Here is a 25730-nt window from a genome sequence, read left to right as displayed (position 1 = left end):
CCGAGTGGCTCTTCTGGAACGACTCGGGCTTTAATGCTGCAGGGAAAGCTCTAGTTCATGACGTTGAAACTTTGAGGCGAAATCTGTATTTTGCCTTGCTGTACCAATCGTGCCACTTGCAGCCACTTGGTTACATTGGGGGCCAACAAGCTGCCAGCCAGCTCCACTACGCCCAGTTTTCCGTTGCCGCTGGCCTCTTTGGACAAGCGGGCCGCCTTATACTGCTTTGGGAACAGCAGGGCGATGGGCAGGTGCAGGATCTTCCCGTCGGTCAGACCCAAGCCATCGTACAGCCGGGGGGACACCATCTGTATGCCGTTCATCAGCAGCCCGTCTTTTTTATTCTTCACCTGCTGAGTGACCAGCGTATCCGCCACATCCATGACATGGCGTCCCACTTTGGTATCCGTTAATCGCGTTGCTGACTCCGCTGCTTTGCGGACACGCTCTGGAACAAGGTTGTAAGCAGCGGATTCAAGACGACTTAGCTCAGGCATAATATGAAATCTCCCAGAGTTGTTACAGGTGTTGCGTGTGGTATAGATGCTGGTTTCGTGACCATCTGCACTAATAAAACAACTCAACGCAAGTTTGGAACAGGAGAAATGTCCTATCTTTATTTTTCTGCGCCGGGCTGCCCTGTGCTTTAAACCGGGAGAAGGCCCTGTTCAAGGCGTGGCGGGGTCTTGTGCTGGCAGATGGGGTCGCAGGCGGAGTGTTAAAAAATGTAAACAGATGGAGCCGTCTCGGTCAAAGCAATCTTTGAAGCGCCCGCAGGGCTTACGGGCCCGAAGTGCTTGCGGACGGTTGTGGGGCCTTTTCATGGCGCGTCTTTGTATATGGCTGCTAGCAAGAAAATAACTTGTGGGGGTTTCATAGGGTGGCAGTGGTTCATACCATTTTCGCACTGATGTTATCGCATGGATTGAGTAGTTCGTTGTTGATGGTTCTTGCTTCCAGAGCGTTCACGCCCCCGGTTACCCCCTCGCCTTCTGTTCAGTTGTCAGTCTGTCCGCTCCTGCAGCCGGAAGCCGCCGAGGCTTTGCTGGTTGAATTGCGGCAGAACCGCTGGCAGCGTTTGCGCCCGGAGTACGATGATCCCATTGGGATGCTGTTCAATAATCAGGCCCGACAATGGACCCTGGGCTGGAACGAAAATCAGGATGCGCTTTATCTGCTGGTGTGGGAAACGGAATCCTGGCAAGAGCAGGCCGTTTGGTCGTTGTATCGCAACGGAGAACTGCTGTATCAAGAGGCTGACGGGGGTTCCAGGCGCCGCAGCGACCTGTGTCAGGCGCTGCTGGAAAGTCCGCTGCTTCCCTGTGTTTCCGCTTTGGAGCTATTGAATCCGTTGACGGATTTTCGTTACTTTGAGCCCCAGCGGGAAGTCGCTGCCCAAATGCTGATCCAGACACTGCAGGCCCGGCCAGAAGTGTTTCAGGCCCTGACTCCGCCCTTGCTGGAAGCCTTGGGCGCTGAGTTGCACAGCCCGGACTGGCCGGTTCTGGATATTTTGAAACTGCACCGGGTCACTCATAAGCTGACCGTGCTTTCTGTGGTGGATGCTGGCTTGAAACAGGGCTGGATAAGACAGCCCCAGGACTTGCGGGAATTACGGCACCGTCTGGACGGGTTGGAACGTGCCATGGCCTTTTTGCAGGGGCAACTGTCCCTGTTATTCCAGCCGGGGTTGAGTCAGGCTCGCCATGCGCTTTCTCAACTGTGCGCGCAGAGGCACTGGGACGGGGTCATGGGGGTCGGGGAGCGGGTTCTGGTTTGAGCGAATAGTTTGCCGTTATTTTAGCCTGTTATTTTGCTATGATGAGCTATATCCTGCGGGCCTGCCGTTTTGGCAGGGCCACAACGCGTCCCCACCCTAACCTTGTGATTGCCTTTTTGCCATGAATTCCTATCGTAAACTGGTTATTTTTGTTCTATCCGCCCTGGTACTGGGGGGAGGCTGGGCTATCTGGAATGCCGATCAGAAGTTGAAGCAGGAGGAGGCCCTGCATCGCCAGCAACAAGCCTCTCAAAACAAGCAGGATAGTATGACCGGCCAAAATGTCTCCTTTACGGTGACTGAGGGCAAGGTTAAAAAGTGGAAACTGGAGGCGCTGAATGCTGTTTACAGTGAAAATAGGGCCCAGGCCACTTTAAAAGAGGTGAAGGGCGAATTTTATGACGCCGAAGGAAAGCCGGTCTTGCAGTTTTCCGCACCTGAGGGTCTTTATCTGACCAAGGACAATACGGTGACCCTGAGTGGCGGCGTGATTGCCAATTCGGCTCAAAAACAGGAAAACGGGGGCAAGGGCGGCCAAATGAAAGCGCCCACCATGACCTGGAGCGGCAAGTCCGATTGGGTTACAGCAAAAGGTGGAGCGGAACTGACATTTCCGCAAGGAAAATCCACTGCCCAAACGTGTCGATTTACGCTGGATTTCTCTAATATTCAATTAGAGGGCGGAGTGAACTCTTCACTCAGTCCCCTGTAGTCATAAAAACGCGAAATCTGCGTCATTTCGACGGATCTTTTCATGATCGCAGCTCCCTGGAACCTGATTTTAATCGTGGCAGGTGGATTGGCCTGTCTTTTGGCCTTGGGTGGGGGTGTGGTTTATCTTCGCTTCAGCCAGCGCAATGCCTCCTGGTACTACAATAAAGGCATTGATTATTATCAAAACAACAATTTAACCCGGGCCATTGACTGTTTTACCCGGGCAACCGCCCTGCAACCGGACTTTGCCGAGGCCCACTACAACCTGGGCCTGATTTATCAGCAGCAGGAAAACCCTGCCAATGCCAAGCAATGTTTTGAAAGTGTGCTGGACATTACAGCCGATGATTTGGAAGCGCTTTACAACCTGGCCTTAATCGAATACGAAGACGGCGCTTATCCCCAAGCGGAGGCGTTGCTCCGCAAGGCCCTTGAAATCGCCCCGGAGGACGCGGATTGCCATTACATACTGGGTCTGGTTTACGAGGCTGACAAAAAGTTGACCGAGGCCATGGAGGCGTTCCAAAAAGCCACGGATTACGACGCGACCAATATCAATGCGTTCCTCTTTCTGGGCAAGTTACAGGATCAGGCCGTTCAATTGACGGAAGCCATTCAAAGTTTTAAAAAAGTGCTGGAACTGGACCCCAACAATCTGGAGGCCAATTACGACCTCTCCATCTCTCTGGCCAAGAAGGGGGATTGGGAAGGGACCATTCAGTACAGCCAGAAAGCCATTCAAATCGATCCGAATTACGCCAAGGCTTATAACCAGTTGGGTTTGGCCCACTACTGCCAGGAAGAAATGCCGGACGCCATTGGGTTCTACCAAAAGGCCATCGAGATCGACCCGGCCTACGGCAATGCCTACAACAACCTGGGCTACGCCTACCAGAAAACGGGTCGGTATGCCGAGGCCATTGAAATGTTTGAACAGTACCTGAAAATCGGTACCGATGCGGAAGAAGAACTGGAGATACGAGAGCATATCGACCTGCTCAAGAAAAAAATGCTGGAGTAAAACCGCCACTCTGGCTCGGGTTATCGCTGCCCGAACACGGGTTCCAGTTGCAGGGCCACTCCGGAAATTTCCGTATCCAGAAAGGCCACTTTCTTCAGGGGGCCCGCCCCTTGCTTTTCAATCAGCTTGGGGGTTGTCGGACTGGCCATTTTAATCAGTTGCTTGATTTCCTCATAAAGCTGGGTGGCGTTATCGGCATATAAAACCAGCGGGGTGGCCAGAGAACGCATAAACACCAGCACACAAACCTGCAGGTTGGGCGGTAACGATGATGATGGGCTGGCGGACATCGGCCTTTCTCACTTTCACTTTTCCCGACGGTATTTATTTATATATTTATATATAAAGGTTGAACCCCAGAAGCGCAACCACCACGCAACCCAAACCCTGAAAATGGCCAATAAAAAATGGCATAGGCTGGAATCGAACCAGCGACACCGCGGGTATGAACCGCGTGCTCTAGCCATCTGAGCTACTATGCCATGGGTGATTATTATGGGTTGAATGGAGGGTGCTTGTCAACCAAGGGGGCCGCTATAATAACCATATTGTTAATATAGACCCCCAGGAAACATGAGCAGCCCCAAGGAAGATCCCGGACTCGATCCGGCGAACCGTTGGTATGACAATGATCCGGTGCTGAAACGGGCACTGGGACAATTGCATCAGGCCACCGATAAGCAACAGGCCCAGGTGGCCCTGAATATTATTAAAATTGTGGTGGAGCATCAACTGGAAGACCAAAGCCTGAAGGACCACAGCAGTGTGGCCATCGAGGACCTGGACAGTGCCTTGCCCTATCGGCGCTCCTGGGACGATCACCGTCAGCACCGCCGTTGGTATGACATGCACGAGACCTTGAGTTCGGCCATTCAGCTTCTGGGAGACTGCCCCGAGGACTTACAGGCCAAAATCATCCCTTCCATTGCTAAAATGATTGAAAAGACCCTTCAGTCCGGGCCATAAGCCCAAAATGAGAAGCCGCTTGCTTGTTATTGCTCGTGGAAAAAGCCGCCGCCGCACACAATTTCCACAACCTTCAATAAAAAACGGCGGGGGGCGTCGGCCTGATGAAAGTAGATTTCTTCCCCGGATAAGTGCTTCATGCTCATCACCGCTGGGGCGGTGGGATCGGCCGGGATATATAAAGAAGCGATTTCCTGATGAATCAATTCCGAAAAGGAGGCGGCGTGCAAGTTGCTGCGGGTGTCCAGGAAATCCCCATTCAGGGCGATAATACGCCCGGTGAAAACCGGCGGGCGTCCCGGTCGATTTAAGGCCAGTGGCTTGGTATTGCCCCGTGTGGTAAAGCTGATGGCGTGCCACAGAATTTGCAGGATGCCCACGGAGCGATCCGGATCCATTTGGGAGCGGATTCTCGGGAGCTGGGCTTCTTTTCCTTCCAGATGACGGGCTTCAAAAGCGGATTGGAAGCATTCCACAAAGTTTTCCATGTCCTGCAACAGGTAGTCAAAGACCTGATGGGTGTTTCGCATGGCCGCTTCATGCTCGCTCAACTGCTTTTGCATGTGGGCGGCCAGCATGTCCACTTTCTGCTGGATGGCCTTAACCGCGTTGGGTTCATAAAACACGCTACCCGGCCATACATCGGCCACTTTGCGAGGCAAAGGGCCACCCTGCAGCGATTGATCTTGTAAATTTGCCATAAAACGCTAACCACGCCTCTATTCTGGAACGCAAGGAGCCACGCCGGGGATCTCCTTAAGAGCGAATGTCCACTATTTTAAATGAATTGGGGCATATTGTTGCCGTGTTTTTCTTAAACTTTGGCCGGTACTTTATCCGGGGTGACCTTGCGGCGACCAATACTGACGTAGTGGTAACCCAGATTCTTCATCCGCTCCGGATTGAAAAGGTTTCGGCCATCCACGATCAGGCGGCAGTCGCTTTCCTGGCGCAAGCGCAGGAAGTTGACGTAGGCGAACTCGTCCCACTCGGTCAGGATGGCGATGGCGTCGGCGCCTTGGGCCGCTTCGTAAGCGGATTGACAATAAGTGACATCGGGAAGCAGTTCCTTGGCGGGCTCCATGGCCAGCGGATCGTAGGCCCGGATTTTGGCTCCTCGTTTTTCCAGCCCTCGCACAATGGTTAAGCTGGGGGTGTCTCGCAGGTCATCGGTATCCGGGCGGTAGGCAATGCCCCAAATGGCAATGGTTTTGCCAGACAGGTTCTTGCCCAGGGCCTCGTCAATCTTCTCGATAAAGCTGATGCGCTGATAGCGGTTGATGATGTCCACCTGCTTCAGCAGATCCAGGTTCAAATGGTACTCTTCGGCGATATTAATGAGAGAGTTGAGATCTTTGGGGAAAAAGATACCGCCGTAGCCAATACCGGCGTTCAGGTACTCTTGCCCGATGCGGCGATCCAGGCCCAGACCCCGGGCCACGCTGGTGATGTCGGCCCCGGTTTTCTCACAAATTTGGGCAATGGAGTTGATAAAGGAGATTTTGGTGGCCAAAAAGGCGTTGGTGGCGTGCTTGATCAACTCGGCGCTGTTGGTATCGGTCATGAGGATGGGGGCATTCAGGGGGCGATAGATTTCCACAATGGTATCGATGGCCCGCTTGCTTTCGGCCCCCACAATAATACGATCGGGGTGCATAAAGTCGTTGACCGCATGGCCTTCCCGCAGGAACTGGGGCACGGCGGCAATGTCAAACTCAATGCCCTCGGGCACCTGCTCCTGTAAGAGGGATTGCAGCCACTCCCCGGTTTTAATGGGCAGGGTGCTTTTCTCGATAATCAGGCGATAGCCGTCGATGCCTTCGGCAATGCTTTTCACCGCCGCCGTCAGGGCGCTGAAATCCGGCTTGCCAGAGGGCAGCAGCGGGGTGCCGATGCACAGGAAAATCACTTCGGAGTTGCGGACGGCTTGCACGATATCGGTGGTAAATTCCAGGCGGCCTTCTTCCCGGTTCCCCCGGATTAAGGGCTCCAGTGCTTCTTCATAGAAGTGGACTTTGCCTTGCTGGAGATCCCGCATGCGGCCTTCTTTCAGATCGGCGCAAACCACCTGATGACCCATTTCAGCCAGACACGTTCCGGTTACGGTTCCCACATAGCCCGACCCAATCACGGCGATTTTCACTGGCCAACCCTCGCTTTCCTACAAGTATCACGTGAACTCTCTCACTCTACTTTACCATAAAACTAGACGCTTCAAGGGGTTTGAGCCCAAAAATACTGGTGTAATCAAGACACCAAGCCCTTTCGGGCCATTGGGGTCATCCATTGGGAGGAAATCCCCGCCGGTCGCTATCAAGTTTTGACCCGACCCCACCGAAAGCAAAATCAACAACCCTGCCAAACACTGTCGCCAAGGAATGGCGATGGCGGAAACGTTAAGGAGAACGTGCCGTATGTCTTTAGTGCCCAATACTAATATTACCTCGCTGATTGCCCAGCGTCGGCTGGGGACCAATTCCACCAAGCTCAAGCAGTCGCTGGAGCGCCTTTCCTCGGGGTATCGCATCAACCGGGCCGCCGATGACGCAGCCGGGCTGACCATTTCCGAAAATCTGATGAGTTCCATCCGGCGGATGAATCAGGCCTCTCGCAATACCCAGGACGGCATCAGCGTGTTGCAAACCGCGGAAGGCTCTCTGGGTATTATCGGGGATAACCTGCAACGGGTGCGTGAATTGACCATTCAGGCGGCCAACGATACCAACGACGCGGTTGCCCGGCAATCCATCAGCAACGAGATCAAGTCATTGCTCAGCGACATCGATCGCATCGCCGCAGCGACCAACCTCAATGGCATTAACCTGCTGGACGGCTCAACCACCAGCGCGCCGGTTCAGATTGGGCCCAATTCGGATGCGGCCACCAATGTTCTGGATATCAGTTCGGCCCTGACCGATGCCAGTTCCGATGGATTGGGCATTGTGGGTTCAGCGCCAGCCACCTTCCTGAGTATTGCGGCCATTGATTTAAGCTCCAGTGCGGCGGCGACCAGCTTTCTGACCGATGTGGACGCTGCCCTGAGCGCGCTCAACGTCCAGCGGGCCAGAGTCGGCTCGTTTCAAAACAATCTGGAAAGCGTAAGCAGCAACCTGGAGCAAGGGGTGGAAAACTTTTCCGCTTCCAACTCCCGCATTCGAGACGTAGACATTGCCGCGGAGACGGCCCAGATGACCCAGTCGCAAATCCTGACCGAGGCGGCCACCACGGTGCTGTCGCAAACCAACCAGCTCCCCCGACTCATTCTCAGCCTGCTGCAGCGGCAATAAAGCCCCGTTCCGGTTTAAGCCACTGAATTTTTACTATCCCCAACCTGTTTGGATTATTTTGTGTTGCCCTTTCAACCAAGGAGACCCTGACTATGCCCAAAAGCCCGATCACGTTTATGCCGGATAGCGCCATACAACAAATTAACAGCCTGGGAGGGCCTGCCCTGCCCACGGGTGTTTCCAGCCAGACTTTAAAGGTAATCATGGAGAATCGGGCTGCCTCTGAGGCGGCGCTCTCCAGTTGCCGGGTGGCGCTGGCCATGGCCGGTCGAAAACGAACCTGAGCCATTCTGTTTCATTTAAACTGGTGCTTAAAGCCCCGCTGTTTACCAGGCGGGGCTTTGGCGTTTTGTGTTTGCGGGGGGCGATGTCAAGAAATGTAACGGTTTGCCTGTAAACCCTTCAGCCAGTCAGCAAGGTTGCCGATAGCCATTAGTGGATAAAAACAATTTCATCAAGCCCGGATAACGCTACCGACAGCCGTGATTCCAAATCAGCGTATTGAAGCGCAGGCACCCGCCAAAGGGTGGTAATGCAGGCGGAATCCTCCGGCCCCGTTTTATCCGGCTCAGGGTTATCAGGGATACAGGGAACACCAGATACCTTCTAACATTGAACATTTGTTGTTCACATCATCAAGGCTGGGAATTTGGCCTGCTCTGGTTTTCCCGCCCTGTTCGCCCTGGTTTTTGTGATTCGTTCATCAGCAGGTACGTTCATCAGGCAAGCATCGGGCTATCGCACTCTCAGGACGGGGGTGCCGGGTTCTAACACAGCCCATACAATGTAAGGAGACGTGGTATGCAACAACAGCCGAGTCCTCAGTCCCGTTCTAATCAGGCTGGTCCCTTTACGACTGCCCTCCATCACGGCGCATTTAGCAGTTGGAAGCAGCAGTCGGGTCTGCCGCACAGCGACAGTCAGGCGCAAGTGACCCAGGAGAATCAGCGCAGCCAGCAGATTTCACTTCATCTGGCCGATGTTGCCGCCAAGGCAGCGCTTCGGGCCAATCGCTCACCGTATAGTTCCGCCTAGGCTTGTCTGATCAGGACAAACCGTTTAGCAGGAACAGCAACCCCAACAGTGAGCAGGAGGAACCCGCCTTATGGCCATTACCTTGAATAGCAATGCCTTGGAATTAAACATTGCCCGATACATGAACCTGACCAACAATCGGTTGAACAAAAGTCTGGAGCGGTTGTCATCGGGCTATAAACTGAACCGGGCCGCCGATGGCGCTGCCCAGATGATGCTGGCTGAAACCATGAAAACCCAGATCCGGGGGTATGACGCGGCCACCACCAACCTGCAACAGGGCTTAAGCATGGTGGAAACCGCCGACAGCGCCTTGCAGCAAATTAACGAGCATTTGCAAAACATCCGGGAAATTGCCGTGGCGGCGGCCAATGGTACCAATAGTTCCGCCCAGTACACGGCTTATCAGGCCAGTTTAACGGCGGAACTGGCGGCCATCAATAGCATTGCCTCCGGTTCCACCTACGGCGATTTTAACTTGCTGGATGGCTCGATCTCCGGGGGTTCCGCCTTTAACATCCAAGCGGGGCCCAATAGTGGGGACACTATTGATATCAAAACCGCCTTTAGCAATAACACCACAGGGGCCAGTGGTCTGAACATCACCCAAACCACCCTGTCCACCACGGCCAACGCCACCACCCTGTTGGGACAGGTGGATACGGCCATTAATACCCTGACCAGCAACCTGGCCACCATCGGCGGCTTTCAAAACCGGCTGAGTGATCGAATGGATTACCTGAGCATCGCCAAAACCAATGTTTCGGCCTCGCTGTCCTCCATCCGGGATACCGATGTGGCCGCGGAGTCCTCGAATTTGGCCCGATTGCAAATCCTGCAACAGGCCGGGGCCTACGCGCTGGCACGGGTCAATACCTTCCCCAACATTGCCCTGTCGCTTCTCTCGGGATAATCGGGCTTTAGACTGGCTGTTTCTTTCTTGGCCGCCGTTGGTCTTTATTGGGCCAGCGGCGGTTTATTGGTAACTTAAGTATGAGGATCGTCCGGGGCTTCGATCTCTTCCGGCACCACGGGCAGGTTTTGATAGGTCACCAGGGTGATCAGGGTGTCGGCATCCACTGGCTGATCGTAGGTTTGGGACAAAAACTGTCGCAACGCTTCTTGCGTTGTTAAAGTGGACTTTAACCGCTGAAAATCCTCAGCGGTCAGATCTTTCAGGGCGCACTGGCGCAAATCGCCCACCACCTTGGCCTTGCGAATTTTCTTGTGATTCACCCGAATGTCCACCACCTCATCCGGCACCCAATAGCGATTTTCGTAGTACAAGCTGCCCAAACGGCAGGCCATGCGCAAGGCGTCGCAATCCTCGGCGATCACTTCCTCCCGAAAGACCAGGGGCCAATTAATTGCTTTTGCCATGCGCTCAATACCTCACCGCTCAACCGATTCTCAGGCTTCCCTGCTTTTTCACCACGGGGTAGAAATAGAGCAAGGGCTTCCCTGTTCATAATACTTGAAGAAAGTACAGAAAAGTTTAAATGGTAACAATGCGATCGATCCTACTTGATCCCGCTGTCCACCGCTCTTTTTCCGTCCTGCTTGGATCCATTGTAGTATATTTGCCGCTTGAGATCGCCTGAGGAGATCTCTATGCTGAATACACGGTAGTTTTGTGGATGAAGAGACGCTGGGACGCAAGCCCAGACGTTACTTGAGTTGTGCTGAGTATGAAAAAAAGTCAAAAAACACGCATTCGATCGTTGACGTCTCCCTGGATGTTGCAAGAAGGTCAGAGCCTGAGTCGAAATCAGGCCATTGCCCAGGTGCAAGACCAGTTGGCCCTGTCGGACGTCCATCCTCAGGCCCTACGCCTGATTGAGCTTTTCAACATCGAGCCGGAAGAACTCTCGGAAGCCGGATTGTCCTATGAGTCGCTCAAAGCCCTGGAACGCCACGCCCTGTTCATCTAGCCTTTGCGTTTGAAAACGAATCAAAACCAGTGCAAATCGGTGAGCAGGCTGCCCTATCCTGTTTTTAACTGTTTGAGTACAGCGTGTTCAAAGAAATCATTAGAACAGCCAAGGGCTTCTTCCCCTCTGTTTGCGCTGAACGAGTTTTAAAAATAGGATAGGGCAGCCTGCTCACCCATCACGATAGGGCTATTCCTTCACCCCGCCGGACAGTAAACCCTGCATAAACTGCTTTTGTCCCATCAGGAAAACTGCAATCACTGGCAGAATCGACAAGGTGGCCGCCGCCATCAGCACCGTCCAGTCGGTGGTATCCCGAAAACTGCCCTTCAGGGTGGCAATGCCCACGGGCAGGGTGCGCATGCTCTCCGAATTGGTCACAATCAAGGGCCACATAAAGCTGTTCCAGGTGTTGATAAACACAAAAATGGCCAAAGCGGCCAACGCCGGGGTGGCCAAGGGCAGGGCAATCCGCCAGAAAATCTGCCAGGGGTTGCAGCCATCCATACGGGCGGCCTCCTCCAGCTCCCTGGGCAGGCCATTGAACCACTGGCGCAGCATAAACACCCCAAAGGCCCCGAACAGCCCCGGCACGATCAGAGCGGCATAGCTATCCAGCCAGTGAAAGGTCTTCATCAGGAAGAACAGGGGCACAATGTTCACCTGGGGAGGCACCATCATGGTCATCAAAAACACGAAAAACAGCTTGTTTTTATGTGGGAACTGCAAGCGGGAGAAGGCGTAAGCGGCCATGGCCGAAAACAGGACATGCCCCACCGTGGTTACCACACTGACCAATACGCTATTGAAAAAGTACAAGGCCATGGGGGCTTGCTGAAACAGCCGCCCGTAATTCTCCCAATGCCAGCGGCTGGGCCACAGTCGGGGCGGCATCTGGAACACTTCATCCGGCCCCACCAAAGACGTAATGACCATGACCCAAAAGGGTAGCAGCATCAGCACCGCTCCGGTGGCCATCAGCAGCATGATTCCGGCGTTTTTCCAGCGGACGCTCTGCATCATGCCGTTTCATCCTCATACATCACCCATCGCTTGCGCAATTGCCATTGCAGCAGGGTTAAAGCCAGAATGGTCATAAACAGAATATAGGCAATGGCTGAGGCTGGGCCAATTTTGTAGAATTCGAAGGCGTTTTTGAACATCCAGTACACCAGCAGTTCGGTGCTATGCTCCGGTCCCCCTTGGGTCAGCAGATACACCGAATCGAAGGCCTGAAAGCCGTTGATTAGGGTCATAATGCCCACGAAAAACAGGGTGGGGGTAATCATGGGCAGGGTCACCCGCCAAAAGGTTTGCCAGCCGGTGGCCCCATCCAGATGAGCCGACTCGTACAAGGACGGGGGCACCGTTTGCAGCCCGGCTAGAAAAATAACCATGTTGTAGCCAATGTCTTTCCACACCCGTAAAATCATGACCGCCCACAAAGCGGTTTTGGGGTCATACAGCCAGGGAATGGACTTATCAATCAGGTGAGCCTGCTGCAACAGCCAGTTAAACAGCCCGTAGGAGGGATCGTACAGCCAGCCCCACACCAGCGACACGCTGACCATGGGGGTAATAAAGGGCAGAAAATAAGCCGCCCGGAAGAAACTCTGTCCCCGGAGGGCCCGGTTGAGCCATACGGCTAGCCACAAGCTCAGTACCAGCTCCAGAGCGCCGGAGACCAGCACAAAGATCCAGGTGGTGCCAAAGGAACGCCAGAACAGGGGATCGTTCAGCACTGCCGTGTAATTTTGCACACCCACAAATTGGGGCACGCCCAGCAGGTTCCAGTAGGAAAAGCTCAGTCCCAGCGAAGCCAGAATGGGGAGATAAGTAAAAATCAGCAGGCCCAGTAAACAGGGGGCCAAAAACAGCCAGGCCCAGCGACGCTCCTGTAACTCGTGGGGTTTCACGGGCTCACCTCCAACAAAGCGTCCAGCTTGGGTTTTACGGCGGCCATGGCCATGGCAGGATCTTGCTGGCCATCCCAGACGGGTTCCAAGGCCAGACCCAGTTCTTCGGCCACTTCATTCCAGCGGGGTGGGGTATGGGTGGGAACCCCCTCGGGGATCACATCCAGAAAGGCCTGCCCGTGGGCCGGCGCCTGATGGGGGGATAAAAACGCCGCCGAGGTGGCCACATCGGGCCGAGCCGGAACAATCAGGCCACTTTCGGTCACCGTGCGTACCGCTTCCCGGCTGAGTAAATAGCGAATCAAGGCAAAACTTTCCGTGGGGTGCTGGCTTTTGGCGGCAATGGCGTAGCCGGAGGCGTCGATGCCCACCCTGGACTGCCCACTGGGGCCGACGGGCAAGGGCACCACGTCCCAGCGGAATTTGGCCTGCTCCCGAAATACAGGGACACTCCATCGTCCACTGACCAGCATGGCCACTTTTTGCTGGAGAAAGAGCTGACTCATGCTGGTGCCGCCACTTTCCACTTTTTTGGGGGCCACATGCCATTTATGGCGCAAATCGGCGTAAAAGCGCAGTCCCTCAACCGCTTTGGCTTGATTCAGGGTAAAGCGGCGCAAATCCGGGCTGAATAAATCCCCCCCGGCACTCCACACAAAGGGCAGCCAGAACAACGGCGGGGTGCTGTAAAAAGAAACGCCAAACTGATCCGGGTCGCCGTCGTTGTTGGCGTCTACGGTCAAGCGATCGGCTATTTCCCGAAATTGCTCCCAGGTCCAGCCCGCCCGGGGTTCCGCCAGACCGGCCTGCCTGAATAAATCCCGGTTATAGAAGATCACCACATTGGAAATGTCTCGGGGCAGAGCGCCCAGAATCCTCTGGCCGTTGGGCAGCCGCCAGCGGAAGGCTTTGAGGGCTTGGGGGTAGAATTGGGCTTCTGATAACGCCTCAGAGGGCCCATTAGAGACCCTGTCAGAGTTCTCGTCAGAGGCGCCGGTGTTTTTGGCTCCGGGCGCCAAATAGGGGCGCAAATCCCGAAAAATGCCCTGAGAGGCGTAAATGGGGAAACTGAGGCTGTTGGTAAAAATGACATCGGGGGCCATGTCGCCCGCCACCAGAATGTGCAGCTTTTGGTAGTAATTTTCGGGGATGTGCAGCAATTGCACCCGTATTTGAGGATGGCTGCGCTCAAAATCCCGCAGTAGCGATTTCAGAACGGCCACCTCCTGAGCGCTTCCCCAGGTGGAGAGCTGAATCTGGACGGATCTGGCAGTGGGACGGGTCTGACAACCCACCAGCCCCGCCACTATCAGGCCAAGCGCCGCAAGCCCCAAAGTCTGCTTGCTTAGCCGCTTTGTAGCATCCTTGAATTTTTGTAAACTTTGGCCCATACACGCCCTATCCGGATCAATTCAAGGGGAAGCCCCTTTTTATAAGTATAGTTGTTACTAGCAAAGCCGTTCAAAGGGAATTTTTTAGGACTACCACCATGACCCTCCATCCTCAGCTTTCCCAAGTATTGGAACTGTATGACCCCCAACGGCTCAACGCCATCCTGCTTTGGCTGAACTCGGAATTCAAGGATATGTTAACCGGCCCAGAGAGCGATATCATCACTATGAACCAAAAAAGCGCCGTTCCGCCTGAACTGCCGCTGGATGATCTGGTACAGTTCTCCATTTTAAATGAATTTGGCATTGGCTTTGGTGAAAAAGCCGTTTTTCCCTGGTTGGCTCAGGAAGTCCGCCAAAAAGTGATTCATTCCGCGCCATAAAATCAGCCAAGACAGACTTCTTCACAACACGGTTGTACCTGTCTGACAGGTCTGACCGGGTACAGAGCGGCTTAAGACCGGGGTTAAGACTTGCACGCCGGGCAGCTTTTCAGCGATTCAAGAGCGCCAATCCTGACAAGCGTCATTCAGCTCTGGGCAGGCCATCCTAGGAAGTGACCTCGGTGATGCCCTTGGCCCGCTTGACCCAGTCGTTGATTTCCACCTGACGGCCCCGAGCGATGGCTAAATTCCAGGGTTTCACGTCTTTGGTGATCACCGATCCGGCGGCCACGCTGGCATTCTCGCCTACGCTGACCGGGGCCACCAACACGGAATTGCTGCCCACCTTGGCCCCGTGGGCAATGATGGTGCGTTCCTTGATATCGCGCACCGGGTCGTAGTTGGCCGTAATGGTGCCCGCCCCGATGTTCACGTCGCTGCCCAGCTCCGCGTCCCCCAGATAGGCCAGGTGGGCGGCGTTGGTATGGTGATCGATACGAGTCTTCTTCACTTCCACAAAGTTGCCGATGTTGACGTGATGGCTGATGTCCACCCCATCCCGCAGTTGGGCGAAAGGGCCCACGTTGGTAAAGGCCCCAATGCGACTATCTCGCACCACCGATTGCATGATTTTCACATCATCCGCCACTTCCACCGACCCGCTCATGGTGGTGTGCGGCCCAATCAGGCAACGTTTGCCAATGGTGATATCGCCCTGAAGATAGCAGCCGGGTAATACGGTGGAATCGGCTCCAATACGGACTTCCGGGGCAATAAAGGTGGAGGCCGGGTGCAGAATGGTGACCCCTTCCGCCATCAGTCGGTTCAGGGTGCGGGTGTTCAGGACGGCGTGGCATTGGGCCAGGTCAGCCCGGGCGTTGACGCCCAGCACTTCATCCGGGTCATCCAGATGGGACAAGCCCACCCGGTAGCCAGCTTGTACGGCCAGGGCAATCACATCGGTCAAATAAAACTCGCCCTGGGCGTTGTCGCTGGACAGTTGCTCCAGCAAGGGCGATATTTTGGCCCAGTTCAGACAGTAGACCCCGGTATTAATGGTTTGAACCTGCTTCTCCGCTTCACTGGCGTCTTTTTGCTCCACCACCCGCAAAATGGAGTGGCCTTCGGTAATTACCCGCCCGTAGCCAAAGGGATTGGCCAGAGTGGCCACCAGCACCGTCAAATCATTTTGGGCACTCTGATGGGTTTCCAAGAGGGTAGCCAGGGTCTCCGTGGTCAGCAAGGGCACATCTCCGGAGAGGATCAGCACATTGCCGCTGAAGTTTTGCCAGTCTGCCAGCTTTTGACGGACCTGTAACAGGGCGTGCCCGGTGCCCAACTGGGGTTCCTGTACCACGGTGCGAATGGCGAAGGGGGAGTCATAGGCATCCAGCGCCTGAGTGACTTGCTCCCGGCCATGGCCAATGATCACGCAGGCCTCTGAGGCCTGAAGTCCGCCCAGTGTATCCAGCACCCGCATCAGCAAGGGCTTGCCAAACAGGGGGTGCAAGACCTTGGGCAGCTCACTCTTCAGGCGAGTCCCTTTGCCTGCGGCTAAAATTACTGCCTTAAAGGAATTGTGTGGCATAAACCATCTCTCCTGAGGTTCTGAATTCCTCATGAACTTAACTCTGATGCACTCTTGAATGCGGCCAGTACCCAGCCAACTTTTGGTCTGAGCCTAGAGCAGGGTATCGGACAAAAGCTCCGCCTCGTCCGCATCGGTCAACAGATCCAGGTTGCCCGGCTTGCGGGCACTGCCTTTGACCCGGGTGGGCCGAAAAATGCCTTTGGCGGATTGCTGCACAAAAGTCACCAGCTCGGTAATGGCCGGATCGGGTTCAATTTCAGCGTGAATGGCTTCAATGGCCTGTTTGTAATTCAGGTTGGCAAAAAACAACAGCTTAAAGGCCCGTTTCAGGCGGGTGCGACTGGCCAGATCAAAGCCGCGCCGCTTTAAACCGACCTTGTTGATTCCGGCCACCACCGCCGGGCGGCCATCCAGCGTGGCAAAGGGAGGCAAGTCCATTCGGGTGGCGCTCAGTCCGGCCACAATGGCCAGTTTGCCGATCTTGACGAACTGGTGAATGGCGCAACTGCCACCGATAAAGGCAAAATCCCCGATTTCCACGTGCCCGCCCAATTGCACGGCGTTGGCCAAAATCACTTCATCGCCCAAAATACAGTTATGGGCCACGTGGGCATAAGCCATCAGCAGGGCTTTATCGCCAATCACTGTTTCGTTGCCTTCGCCGGTGGAGCGATTGACCGTAACGCATTCCCGAATAATGCTGCCCTGCCCGATGCGCACATAGGAGGGCTCTCCCTTGAACTTGAAATCCTGGGGATGACCGCCCAGAACAGCACCGGATGACACCTGGCAGTCTGCGCCCAGTTTTACATATTCCTGCAGAACCGCATGGGCATCGAGTCGGGTGCGATCGCCTACCACGCAATGCGGCCCCACAATGGCGTATGGGCCAACCTGAACCTGATCTCCCAGTTGGGCGGTGGGATCAATAATGGCGGTGGGATGAATCAGCATGGTTTCAGCCTCGATCTTTCTTGAGCGTAACCCGTTAAGCGGTTGGCGTGGACTCCCGATCTACCAGAGAGCAAATGATCTCGGCCTCTACGGCCAATTCTCCGTCCACGTATGCCTTGCAGGACATTTTGCCAATGGGCAGCCGCAGCTTTAGTATTTCGCACTCCATGTCAAAGCGATCGCCGGGGGTGACCATGCGGCGGAAGCGCACGTCGTTCATGCCGGCAAACACGGCCAGCTTCCCTTGCGCGCCGGGAATGGTATCCAGCAGCAGGACACCCATTTGGGCCAGGGCTTCCAGTTGTAAAACACCGGGCATGATGGGATCGCCGGGGAAATGCCCCTGAAAAAAGGGCTCGTTGATGGTGACGTTTTTGTAGCCCTTGATGCGTTTGCCCGGTTCCAGCTCAGTGACCCGATCCACCAGAATAAAGGGATAGCGGTGAGGCAGGATGCTCATAATGTCCCGAATACGCCGGGGGGACGGCAAGGCTTCTTGCCCGTTTGCTAGATCTTGGCTTGCTTTGGTGTTCGGTTTTTCATTCATTACCAGGCTTCCCACGTCAAAAACAGGCTCCATATCATCACTTGGGGAGCATTATAACCAAAGGGCTCTCAAATGAAAACGAAGCGGCACGGTTAGTCTGACAAACGCAAGGCGTTTCGTAATTTTTGGGCAAAGGGCACATGGCTGCTGTGTCCGGCGTTGAGGGCAAACACGTGGGCTTTGATGGCCAACGGATTGACGCCCATCAGGCTGAGATCGCCGATCAGATCCAGAGCTTTGTGATAAATGGGCTCGTCCTCATGCCGCAATGCCCGACTGTACCCGCCTTCTTCAAAGAGTCCCAGGGAATTTTCCAGGCTGGCCCCCAGGGCCAGGCCCCGTGCTTGCAGGGCGGGTAATTCACTGACATAGCCAAAGGTGCAGGCGGTGGAAATCAGGGCCGGGTTATCCGTCTGACTGTCCCAGCGCACCCAGCGGCTTTTTAAATCCGGGTGATCAAAGTCCACGCTGTAGCTGATTTTAAAATGCGTATCCGGCACGGCATAGAGGGCGATATCATCGTTATGACGGTAAAAAACCGCCTGATTCAGGGCAAGGCTGGGCGCTGGGAGCCGTAAGTCAAAGTGGGTGGCAAACACCTTCAGCCAATCCTGAGCGCTACCGTCCAGAATGGGCATCTCCGGGGCCCCGGAGACGGACACTTTCAAGTCAGACAGGCCTGCCAAAGCGGCGGCGCACAGAAAATGCTCCACGATGGATAGAACCGGGGATAATACTGGCCCGTTCCGGCTGGCCAACGTGACCCCCCGATCGGTCTGTACCACCGACGTTAGCCGGGCTGGCACCGCAGCGCCACCTTCCAGATAGAACACAATCCCATGGCCGGGGTCAGCCAGTTGAATCCTGACATCCACGGGCTTGCCGGTAATCACCCCAAGGCCAGAAACAAGGACAGGCGTGTCAGTGGTCGAGGATATCATCGTTAGGCCTCAACCTTTTCTGGCTGAGAGCTGCCAGAGCCCTGTTCTTCCAGCTCAGTCAAGCGTTTCTTCAGGGTTTTGACCTCCTGGAACAGTTCCCGTAGCTTGCCCATGTACATGAGGGTCTGAAAAGTTTCCCGGCGGGGCATGGCCGGAATGCCCACCACCACTTCCTTGGGCTCAATGTCTCGCATCACGCCGGACTTGGCCATAATAATGGCGTCATCGCCTACCTTCAGGTGATCGGCCAGACCGGCTTGCCCGGCGATGACCACCCGGTCACCAATTTCGCAACTGCCGGAAATGCCCACCTGAGAGACGATCAGGCAGTTTTGCCCTACCACGTTGTTGTGGCCAATCATCACCAGGTTATCAATCTTGGTACCCTTCTTTATTAAAGTGGCGCCCAGATTGGAACGATCGATGGTGGCGCAGGCTCCCACTTCCACGTCATCTTCCAGAATGACCGTACCGATGGAGTTGATACGCAGCACTTCAGTATTTTGCCCGGAAATTTTGCCACCGGACTTGGCCGCTTCCACGCTGCCCGGCTCCGGGGTGACGTAGCTGAAGCCATCGGCCCCAATGCTGGCGTTGTGCTGTAAAATGACCCGTTTGCCTATCATGACCCGTTCACCCACCCGGGCGCCAGAATGCAAGACGCACCCGGCATCCAGCCGCGCTTCCGCGCCCACGGTGACATGCGGCATTAACACGCAATTGGGGCCTACTTGGGCTTTTTCGCCAATATAGGCAAAGGCCCCGATAGAGGCCGAAGGGTGAACCTGAGCCGATGCTTCAATCACCGCGGTGGGATGAACCCCCTGATAGGCGTGCAAGGGCTTCTCAAACACACTCAGCAACGTGGCCAGGGCAAAACGGGGACGCTCTACGGTGATATACCCTTCAAAAAGGCCTTCCGGCACTTCAATGTCCGCGGCCACCACGGCGGTTTTCACGGGGATGGGGCTATGGGGCAGTATTTTCAAAGCCCCGGCGTCCAGAATCAGTACCGCTTCGTCTGGGGAGGTGATCATTTTGGGGTGGGCCAGACTGGTAATGGCGATGGCCCCGTTGCCTTTGAGGCTGGCGCCGGGAGTGACAGAAGCCAAAGTTTCCAGGGTAACTGGTGGTACCGGCAAATGGTTGGGACGAGTGGTTTCCGACATTGAGAGACTCCTTGAGGCCCTGTGAACAAGGCAGGCCAGACAGCAAAAATTGGGCTTTTTGATTATACTGGGTGCATGCCTGCAACACCAGACCCCGCCCTGACCCAGCCCAGTCCCGCTGGGGAATCCCGGCCTCGGATCGCCATCATCGGCGGTGGGGCCGCTGGCTTTTTTGCGGCCATTAATACCGCTGAAAAGAATCCTGCTGCGGAGATCACCATTTTTGAAGCCGGACACAAGCCCTTGCAAAAGGTGCGCATTTCCGGCGGAGGGCGATGTAACCTGACCCATCACTGCTTTGATCCGGTTCGGCTGGTGGAGTTTTATCCCCGGGGGCAGCGGGAGCTGAAGTCACTGTTTGCCCGCTTTCAGCCCAAAGACACTGTGAAGTGGTTTGAGCAACGGGGCTTAAAGCTGAAAATCGAGCCGGACGGGCGCATGTTCCCCCGCTCGGACAGCTCCGGGGAGGTGCTGGAGCTGTTTCACGCCCTGGCCAAACGCCACGGCATTCGGATTTATAACCAAAGCCGTGTGGACAGCATTCAGAAAACGGAGAGGGGTTTTGAAATCCGCACGGCCCAGGCAAGTCATCGGTTTGATGTTTGCGTGCTGGCCACCGGCTACAGCCCGATTGGGTGGGAGCTGGCCAAGGGCTTGGGCCATACCATTCTGCCGCCTGTGCCATCGTTGTTTCCGTTCACGATTCAGGATGCGGTGTTAAAAGACCTGCAGGGGATTGCTTTGCCTGAGGCCAAGGGAAAACTGGTGGTGAAAGGCACTCACAAAACAGAGACTTTTATGGCGGAAGGCCCGGTGCTGATTACCCACACCGGTTTATCGGGCCCCCTGATTTACCGCTTATCCGCCTGGGGAGCCCGGGCCTTGGCCGAAAGCCGCTATCAGGCCAGCCTCACTCTGGATTGCCTGCCCGCCCAGTCCGAAGAGGCTTTGCGGGACACGCTACAGGAGCGGTTCTTGCGCACGGAGGGCAAGAAAAAACTGGGAAACATTTCTTTTTCGGCGCTGCCCAACCGGCTGTGGCAAGCCTTGTTGGTGGAAAGCGGTGCCCACGTGGAAGAAAAGGCGGAACTGATCGGCAAGAAAACGCTGAATCGGCTGGTGGAGAATATAAAGCGGCTACCTTTGCGGGTCAGCGGCAAAAGCCCTTCCAAGGAAGAATTTGTGAGTTGCGGCGGGGTGGCCCTGAAAGAAGTGGATTTTAAAACCCTGCAAAGCAAGCGTGTGCCGGGCCTGTACTTTGGTGGAGAGATTCTGGATATCGACGGTTTGACGGGGGGCTTTAACTTTCAGGCCTGCTGGAGTGCTGGCTGGGTGATATCCGAAGCGATGAAAGACGCTTAAACGGCGCAGTGCTTCCTGAGTGGCTGTTCTCCTAGCCAACCGCAGTTCTGGCACTTTAAAGTGAGGATTTCCCAATACTCCCGGGCGGAGGTAGTACCTTGAGCGGGACGTCCCACCAGAATTTGCCGGGGAGCCAGATCCCAAAACCCACAGTGGGGACAATCGTCATAGCGAACGACCATACAGCCTTCCTTCCTATATATCGTTGGTTGCAAGAGCGGACAGGGGGGTGTTTTTCCAAAAGCGGTCTGATGCACAGCGCTAACGCCAGTTTAAGTTAAGGATGAGTTTAAGGCTATTCCCCAATCAGCTATGGGATAGTGTATTGATTGCAGATATACGTGGCGTTGTGCGCTTTTGCCAAACCAATTAAAAAGAGGATTTCCCGTTTCCTGTCCCACAGGGTTGCCATGCGTTACCCTTTCCCCCATAATACAGGGTGACCAAACACACCGTGGCCAAGTTCAGATCGGTCAGGTGCAGCATCGGGATGTAGCGCAGCTTGGTAGCGCACTTCGTTCGGGACGAAGGGGTCGCAGGTTCGAATCCTGTCATCCCGAAATTTAAACCCCTGGCACTGTAAGTGTTAGGGGTTTAAGTTTTTGCATAGGTGGGTTGCATCTGCGACCCCGGAGTCCTTCCAAGCAGAAGGGGGTCCCCGCTGAGCCTGCGAGGCGGGGCAAGGTCGCAGGTTCGAATCCTGTCATCCCGAAATTTAAACCCCTGGCACTGTAAGTATTAGGGGTTTAAGTTTTTGCATAGGTGGGTTGCATCTGCGACCCCGGAGTCCTTCCAAACAGAAGGGGGCCCCTGCTGAGCCTGCGAGGCTGATCAGATTCTTGTTGCCTAGAGTTGCTGAGGAGGTCTTGCCGCAAGGCGGACGGTGGCTATCAAGTGTGCTTCCACACCGGCGGACGCTTTTCCTGAAAGGCCTGCATCCCCTCTTTTTGATCCGCTGTGGCAAAATTGAGGTAAAACAACTTGCGTTCGTAGTCCAGCCCCTCTTCCAGCGTGGTTTCAAAGGCTTTCAAAATGGCTTTCTTGGCCAGTTGAACCGCAACGGCAGGTTTTTCGGCGATGGTGTGGGCCATGGCTTTGGCCTCGGTCATTACCTGATCATCGGCCACCACTTTGTTAATCAGCCCCAGTTCCAGGGCTTCCGCGGCCTTAAAGGGCCGTCCGGTTAAAATCAATTCCATGGCTTTGGCTTTGCCCACCGCGCGGGTCAATCGCTGGGTGCCACCAGCCCCCGGGATGACGCCAATATTGATTTCCGGCTGGCCAAACTTGGCGTTTTCACCGGCAATAATCAAGTCGCACATCATGGCCACTTCACAGCCACCCCCTAAGGCGAAACCATTGACGGCGGCAACAATTGGTTTTTTGATGAGTCGGATGCGATCCCAGACCGCCAAATCATCCTGACTCAGCATCTCGATGGCAGAAGCCTGAGCCATCTGCTTGATATCGGCTCCGGCGGCAAATGCTTTTTCTCCCCCGCTCAGCACCATACAGCCAATGGTGGGGTCTGCGTCCAGTAGTTCCAAAACCTGTATGAGTTCCCGCATCAAGTCCCCATTCAGGGCATTCAGCGCCTCTGGGCGATGCAGTTGTACCAAACCCACCCGTTGTTCCCGTTCGACCCGCACGTACTGCGGGTTGCCAAAAATGTTATCCATAATGCTTAACCCCCCACTATGCTAGCGATTCCCTCACTAGTTATCGCTGCCCCGGGTCATCTCGAAAATGTCCCCACTGGGCGATTCCTTCCGAATCCGGTTGACGACTTCCGTGGGTGGAATGTCTTCGCCAGTCAGCATGCGGTGCAGGTTGCGAATAAAGCCACTGCCATACGCCAGGGCGCGAGAATCTTTTTTGTTGGTGACCAGCTCTATAATAGCGCTGTTTTCTGAAGTGCCATTCTCTTGCCCATCCTTGGCTGGCTGGTTTTGCTTGATGAACACATCCAGATTTTCGCCAAACAAGACTGTGGAGTCTTGTTTGAGCCGCTCTGCCTCCAATTGCCTGAGTACTTGTGGCTGAACGCCCGAAAATCGAAGAATGCGTTGTGATAACGGACTTAGAGGATCCATCGGGATTTCCTTTTTAAGTTTGCTCTCTCTATTGCGTAGATCAATATCTGAAACAGACTACGGGATCACTCGTAGATGGGGAAATTTGCAATCATTCCGTTACAATTGCCCCGTTCTGGCACCTGTTTTTTGCGTGTTTAAAACCTGAAAAGCCTTTTGAATTCTGTTTTCTCAGGTTTTTAGCCCTACCTCTTTTCGCACTTTGTTTCCATTTACGCTGTGCTGGATAACTTGGATCAAAATATCAACAGCGAGTCAGTGTTTTTTATCAATAAAAAAATGTTCATTAGAATACCCCTATATTTTACATTTAAAAACATTTAAGTCAAACCCACTGCATCTATTATAGGAGCGCTTGATCCGCTTGAGGGGTTTTGCGAAGGACTGTAACGATTCCGGTGGATCGATCCCGCTTTAAAGAAGGCTGGGAAACGCCGCCAACTGATCGATGAGCGCTTGGCAAAAGCGGGTCAGGTTTTCTGGGCTTACGCTGAGGGTCAGGTGAACCGGGGCGGGGTGCGCACTGGAGGGTGTGCCATCCAGTGCCTGCACACGGAGCGCGCATTGGCACCAGCCATTCGGCTGTCTGTCCATTTCTACCCTTAAAATCGGCTCCAGAAAGTCGGAACGAAACCGGGCGGATTCCCCCGATGCAAGGGGCTGGCTGGCGCTCAGCCAATCCTCAATCTCGTGTCGTAACAAAAAAGGTCCTTCAAAAGTGGTTCTGGTGCCGTTCTCCGCAACCGTGATGCGGCAAATCAGCCATTCGTCGTACCGGGAGCAGGGCAGTTGGTTGGTTTCCCACTGTAAAAGTTCCAATTGCAGCCCGGTTTGTCCATCCTCATCCATCAAGGGAGCCGGAGGCGGAAACTTGGGCCCTGCCTCGGAATTCTGTTCTGTATCAGAAGTGGAGGCGGCGATTGGCTTCAAGTCGCTCAGTGGAGAAGTCACATACAGTTGCTCTTTACGCACCAGCGCTTGGGTCAGCAGGCCTTCCCCAACCTTGCGTGCCCCGTGCCAGGCTTGTACCCGGCTGATGACTTTACGGGCCTTCACCCGGGTGACGGTGGAACAGACCCGAACCGTCGCCCCCACCGGGGTGGCCGCCACATGCTTTAAATCAATGTGATAGCCCACACTCTCCTCATCTGGCTCCAGATAAGGCACCACATGCTGGCGGGCGGCCCATTCCATGTGATTGAGCATACTGGCGGTGGCGTACAGCGGATGAATCACCTGTGCCCCGAACTGGGGGCGCATGGCGTCGGTCACCTGAATGGAAAATTCAAAGTGGTGGCCCACCTGCAAGCCCGGTCTCATTGGCGTGGTTTTCCCTGAGTACCGGGGCGGTTGGTGCGGCCTGGTTGCGGGGAGCGATAGGCTTCCGCCAGAACCGAGATGGGATGCCGCACTTGCATGGGTAAATGCTGCGCTTCAATGCCTTTTTGCAATTGCAGCATACAGCCCGGGTTCCCGGTGACCACGGTGCTGGCGCCATTGGTCTGGCATGCGGCGCTCAGATGGGCCATTTTCTCTTGCAAAATCTCCCCGCTCAGCTCTGGATGCTCCAGATTAAAAATACCGGCGCTGCCGCAGCAGGCTTCCATGTTTGTCAGGGGTACCAGTTCCACACCGGGCACTTGGGCCAGCAGATCCAGGGGCTCCTGTTTGACTTTTTGCACATGATACAGATGGCAGGCGGCGTGATAGGTGATTTTCTCGTGCAACCCGTAATTCTTGAACGGAGCTAGCGGCTTTTGGGCCAGCAGAGCCATCACATCAATCAATTTTTCGGAAAATTCCGCGGCTTGGGGGGCAATACTGGAATCGCCGGCCAGCAGCTTGCCGTAATCCTTCATGGTCGAGCCACAACCCGCCGAATTGACCACAATCCAGCGGGGCTGAATGCGCAGGGTTTTGGTAATCAGGTCTTTGGCCCGCTCCCGGGTGATGTCGGTCTCTCCGGCATGGTGGGCCAATGCCCCGCAACAGTCCTGCTCCGGAATGACCACCCAGTAGCCGTTGGCGGCCAGCGCCTCTATGGTGTCCCAATGCACCGGGTTGTAAAAAATGTCCATCACGCAGCCAGTCAGCAGGGCCACGGTTTCCCCGGTGGAATCGCCAAAGCCCATGCCGGGGGTCAGGGCTTTTCGGGCTGGAATATCAGGCAGCAAGCCTTCCTGATGGGCCAGGGTTGGGGCTATCTTCAGCAAGCCCAATACCCGAACCAGCCATTGCAAGCCACTGCGCTGATAAATCCTCAAGAATCGCCCACCCCAAACCAACAGACGATGATTGGGCAACACCCGGCGGAAGATAAACCGCTTCAGTCGGCGGCTCAGGCTGGGATCCCGTTGGGCCAAATCCTCCCGGGTACTCAGCAAAATATTGCCGTATTGCACCGCAGACGGGCAAACCGTTTCGCAGCCATGGCAAGCCAGGCATTGATCCAGATGAGGCTTGACCGCTTCCGGCTCCAGTTGGCCTTCCAGCAGTTTTTTCATCAGGTACAGGCGTCCACGGGGCGATTCCGCTTCCGAGCCGGTGGCCTGATAGGTAGGACAAGCTGGCAGGCAAATACCGCAATGGATACAAGCCTTGAGCTTGTCCAGTTCCAGTTGCAGGTGGGGCAGGGGTGTATGGCTCATT

At 55.0% G+C, this 25730-nt stretch carries 29 protein-coding genes and 2 tRNA genes; 12 read left to right on the top strand and 19 right to left on the bottom strand.

Going from position 1 to position 25730, the window contains the following annotated elements:
* Window positions 1-50 precede the first annotated feature (50 nt).
* Window positions 51-497 (bottom strand): hypothetical protein, encoded by a 447-nt coding sequence (locus tag DF283_RS00965; RefSeq protein WP_303672714.1) that lies wholly within the window; start codon window positions 495-497, stop codon window positions 51-53.
* A 440-nt stretch (window positions 498-937) separates the two neighbouring features.
* Between DF283_RS00965 and DF283_RS00960 the strand changes: the two genes are divergently transcribed.
* The 3 genes from DF283_RS00960 (at window position 938) to DF283_RS00950 (ending at window position 3515) form a co-directional block, all read left to right on the top strand.
* Entirely contained in the window at window positions 938-1780 is an 843-nt protein-coding gene (locus DF283_RS00960; RefSeq protein ID WP_303672713.1) for a hypothetical protein, read from the top strand.
* Between the two features lie 121 nt (window positions 1781-1901).
* Window positions 1902-2492 (top strand): LPS export ABC transporter periplasmic protein LptC, encoded by a 591-nt coding sequence (lptC, locus tag DF283_RS00955; protein ID WP_303672712.1) that lies wholly within the window; start codon window positions 1902-1904, stop codon window positions 2490-2492.
* A gap of 42 nt (window positions 2493-2534) precedes the next feature.
* Window positions 2535-3515, top strand: a complete 981-nt coding sequence (locus tag DF283_RS00950) for a tetratricopeptide repeat protein (RefSeq protein WP_303672711.1) — start codon at window positions 2535-2537, stop codon at window positions 3513-3515.
* Between the two features lie 20 nt (window positions 3516-3535).
* Here the strand turns inward: DF283_RS00950 and DF283_RS00945 are convergent, their stop codons facing one another.
* Window positions 3536-3805 carry a hypothetical protein gene (locus tag DF283_RS00945; RefSeq protein ID WP_303672710.1) on the bottom strand — a complete coding sequence of 90 codons (270 nt, stop codon included), beginning with the start codon at window positions 3803-3805 and terminating at the stop codon, window positions 3536-3538.
* A 118-nt stretch (window positions 3806-3923) separates the two neighbouring features.
* Window positions 3924-3997: transfer RNA gene (locus DF283_RS00940), tRNA-Met, on the bottom strand.
* Window positions 3998-4088: 91 nt separating this feature from the next.
* On the opposite strand from DF283_RS00940, the gene DF283_RS00935 reads away from it, so the two are divergent.
* Window positions 4089-4481 (top strand): hypothetical protein, encoded by a 393-nt coding sequence (locus tag DF283_RS00935; protein ID WP_303672709.1) that lies wholly within the window; start codon window positions 4089-4091, stop codon window positions 4479-4481.
* Window positions 4482-4507: 26 nt separating this feature from the next.
* On the opposite strand, the gene DF283_RS00930 is transcribed toward DF283_RS00935, so the two are convergent.
* Together DF283_RS00930 and DF283_RS00925 are read right to left on the bottom strand one after the other, a co-directional pair.
* Entirely contained in the window at window positions 4508-5182 is a 675-nt protein-coding gene (locus DF283_RS00930; protein ID WP_303672708.1) for a hypothetical protein, read from the bottom strand.
* 113 nt (window positions 5183-5295) lie between these two features.
* Window positions 5296-6624 (bottom strand): UDP-glucose dehydrogenase family protein, encoded by a 1329-nt coding sequence (locus tag DF283_RS00925; protein WP_303672707.1) that lies wholly within the window; start codon window positions 6622-6624, stop codon window positions 5296-5298.
* 271 nt (window positions 6625-6895) lie between these two features.
* Here DF283_RS00925 and DF283_RS00920 point away from each other — a divergent pair, with 271 nt between their 5' ends.
* The 4 genes from DF283_RS00920 (at window position 6896) to DF283_RS00905 (ending at window position 9716) form a co-directional block, all read left to right on the top strand.
* Window positions 6896-7768, top strand: coding sequence for a flagellin N-terminal helical domain-containing protein (locus DF283_RS00920; RefSeq protein WP_303672706.1), 873 nt, complete (start codon window positions 6896-6898; stop codon window positions 7766-7768).
* 92 nt (window positions 7769-7860) lie between these two features.
* Entirely contained in the window at window positions 7861-8052 is a 192-nt protein-coding gene (locus DF283_RS00915; protein ID WP_303672705.1) for a hypothetical protein, read from the top strand.
* A 517-nt stretch (window positions 8053-8569) separates the two neighbouring features.
* Window positions 8570-8803 carry a hypothetical protein gene (locus DF283_RS00910; protein WP_303672704.1) on the top strand — a complete coding sequence of 78 codons (234 nt, stop codon included), beginning with the start codon at window positions 8570-8572 and terminating at the stop codon, window positions 8801-8803.
* 70 nt (window positions 8804-8873) lie between these two features.
* Window positions 8874-9716 (top strand): flagellin N-terminal helical domain-containing protein, encoded by an 843-nt coding sequence (locus DF283_RS00905; protein ID WP_303672703.1) that lies wholly within the window; start codon window positions 8874-8876, stop codon window positions 9714-9716.
* Between the two features lie 74 nt (window positions 9717-9790).
* On the opposite strand, the gene DF283_RS00900 is transcribed toward DF283_RS00905, so the two are convergent.
* Window positions 9791-10183 (bottom strand): hypothetical protein, encoded by a 393-nt coding sequence (locus DF283_RS00900; RefSeq protein WP_303672702.1) that lies wholly within the window; start codon window positions 10181-10183, stop codon window positions 9791-9793.
* A 308-nt stretch (window positions 10184-10491) separates the two neighbouring features.
* Here DF283_RS00900 and DF283_RS00895 point away from each other — a divergent pair, with 308 nt between their 5' ends.
* Complete coding sequence (locus tag DF283_RS00895) at window positions 10492-10734, top strand: hypothetical protein (RefSeq protein WP_303672701.1); 243 nt, start codon at window positions 10492-10494, stop codon at window positions 10732-10734.
* Between the two features lie 189 nt (window positions 10735-10923).
* Here DF283_RS00895 and DF283_RS00890 read toward each other — a convergent pair whose 3' ends face one another.
* From DF283_RS00890 to DF283_RS00880, 3 genes are read right to left on the bottom strand one after another with little or no spacing between them, the layout of a single operon-like run.
* Entirely contained in the window at window positions 10924-11757 is an 834-nt protein-coding gene (locus DF283_RS00890; protein ID WP_303672700.1) for a carbohydrate ABC transporter permease, read from the bottom strand.
* Window positions 11754-12650, bottom strand: coding sequence for a carbohydrate ABC transporter permease (locus tag DF283_RS00885; protein ID WP_303672699.1), 897 nt, complete (start codon window positions 12648-12650; stop codon window positions 11754-11756). Before DF283_RS00885 ends, DF283_RS00890 begins: the two co-directional genes overlap by 4 nt.
* Entirely contained in the window at window positions 12647-14041 is a 1395-nt protein-coding gene (locus DF283_RS00880; RefSeq protein ID WP_303672698.1) for an ABC transporter substrate-binding protein, read from the bottom strand. The genes DF283_RS00885 and DF283_RS00880 overlap by 4 nt, the downstream gene beginning before the upstream one ends.
* A 98-nt stretch (window positions 14042-14139) precedes the next feature.
* On the opposite strand from DF283_RS00880, the gene DF283_RS00875 reads away from it, so the two are divergent.
* Entirely contained in the window at window positions 14140-14424 is a 285-nt protein-coding gene (locus tag DF283_RS00875) for a hypothetical protein (protein WP_303672697.1), read from the top strand.
* Between the two features lie 166 nt (window positions 14425-14590).
* Here the strand turns inward: DF283_RS00875 and glmU are convergent, their stop codons facing one another.
* The 5 genes from glmU to lpxD all read right to left on the bottom strand — a co-directional run bounded on the left by glmU (window position 14591) and on the right by lpxD (window position 19626).
* Window positions 14591-16012: a bifunctional UDP-N-acetylglucosamine diphosphorylase/glucosamine-1-phosphate N-acetyltransferase GlmU gene (gene glmU, locus DF283_RS00870; RefSeq protein ID WP_303672696.1), complete on the bottom strand. Its 1422-nt coding sequence runs from the start codon at window positions 16010-16012 to the stop codon at window positions 14591-14593.
* A 93-nt stretch (window positions 16013-16105) separates the two neighbouring features.
* Window positions 16106-16969 carry an acyl-ACP--UDP-N-acetylglucosamine O-acyltransferase gene (gene lpxA, locus DF283_RS00865; protein ID WP_303672695.1) on the bottom strand — a complete coding sequence of 288 codons (864 nt, stop codon included), beginning with the start codon at window positions 16967-16969 and terminating at the stop codon, window positions 16106-16108.
* Window positions 16970-17003: 34 nt separating this feature from the next.
* Entirely contained in the window at window positions 17004-17516 is a 513-nt protein-coding gene (gene fabZ, locus DF283_RS00860) for a 3-hydroxyacyl-ACP dehydratase FabZ (RefSeq protein ID WP_303672694.1), read from the bottom strand.
* Between the two features lie 92 nt (window positions 17517-17608).
* Window positions 17609-18457, bottom strand: coding sequence for a UDP-3-O-acyl-N-acetylglucosamine deacetylase (locus tag DF283_RS00855; RefSeq protein ID WP_303672693.1), 849 nt, complete (start codon window positions 18455-18457; stop codon window positions 17609-17611).
* Window positions 18458-18459: 2 nt separating this feature from the next.
* Complete coding sequence (gene lpxD, locus DF283_RS00850; protein ID WP_303672692.1) at window positions 18460-19626, bottom strand: UDP-3-O-(3-hydroxymyristoyl)glucosamine N-acyltransferase; 1167 nt, start codon at window positions 19624-19626, stop codon at window positions 18460-18462.
* 75 nt (window positions 19627-19701) lie between these two features.
* Here lpxD and DF283_RS00845 point away from each other — a divergent pair, with 75 nt between their 5' ends.
* Window positions 19702-20988, top strand: coding sequence for a BaiN/RdsA family NAD(P)/FAD-dependent oxidoreductase (locus tag DF283_RS00845; protein ID WP_303672691.1), 1287 nt, complete (start codon window positions 19702-19704; stop codon window positions 20986-20988).
* On the opposite strand, the gene DF283_RS00840 is transcribed toward DF283_RS00845, so the two are convergent.
* Entirely contained in the window at window positions 20985-21170 is a 186-nt protein-coding gene (locus tag DF283_RS00840; protein ID WP_303672690.1) for a hypothetical protein, read from the bottom strand. The genes DF283_RS00845 and DF283_RS00840 overlap by 4 nt on opposite strands.
* Window positions 21171-21474: 304 nt before the next feature.
* Between DF283_RS00840 and DF283_RS00835 the strand changes: the two genes are divergently transcribed.
* A tRNA-Pro gene (locus DF283_RS00835) sits at window positions 21475-21548 on the top strand.
* A 330-nt stretch (window positions 21549-21878) separates the two neighbouring features.
* Here the strand turns inward: DF283_RS00835 and DF283_RS00830 are convergent.
* From DF283_RS00830 to DF283_RS00815, 4 genes are all read right to left on the bottom strand, one after another.
* Entirely contained in the window at window positions 21879-22667 is a 789-nt protein-coding gene (locus tag DF283_RS00830; RefSeq protein ID WP_303672689.1) for an enoyl-CoA hydratase-related protein, read from the bottom strand.
* Window positions 22668-22703: 36 nt separating this feature from the next.
* On the bottom strand, window positions 22704-23081 hold the full coding sequence (locus DF283_RS00825) for a hypothetical protein (protein ID WP_303672688.1): 378 nt from the start codon (window positions 23079-23081) through the stop codon (window positions 22704-22706).
* Window positions 23082-23495: 414 nt separating this feature from the next.
* Entirely contained in the window at window positions 23496-24401 is a 906-nt protein-coding gene (locus DF283_RS00820; RefSeq protein ID WP_303672687.1) for a thioesterase family protein, read from the bottom strand.
* Window positions 24398-25729, bottom strand: a complete 1332-nt coding sequence (locus DF283_RS00815; RefSeq protein WP_303672686.1) for a (Fe-S)-binding protein — start codon at window positions 25727-25729, stop codon at window positions 24398-24400. The genes DF283_RS00820 and DF283_RS00815 overlap by 4 nt, the downstream gene beginning before the upstream one ends.
* Between the last annotated feature and the right edge of the window lies 1 nt (window position 25730).

The sequence above is a fragment of the Vampirovibrio chlorellavorus genome, assembly GCF_003149375.1.
Taxonomy (GTDB): domain Bacteria; phylum Cyanobacteriota; class Vampirovibrionia; order Vampirovibrionales; family Vampirovibrionaceae; genus Vampirovibrio; species Vampirovibrio chlorellavorus_B.
This window is presented reverse-complemented; position numbering and strand designations above follow the sequence as displayed.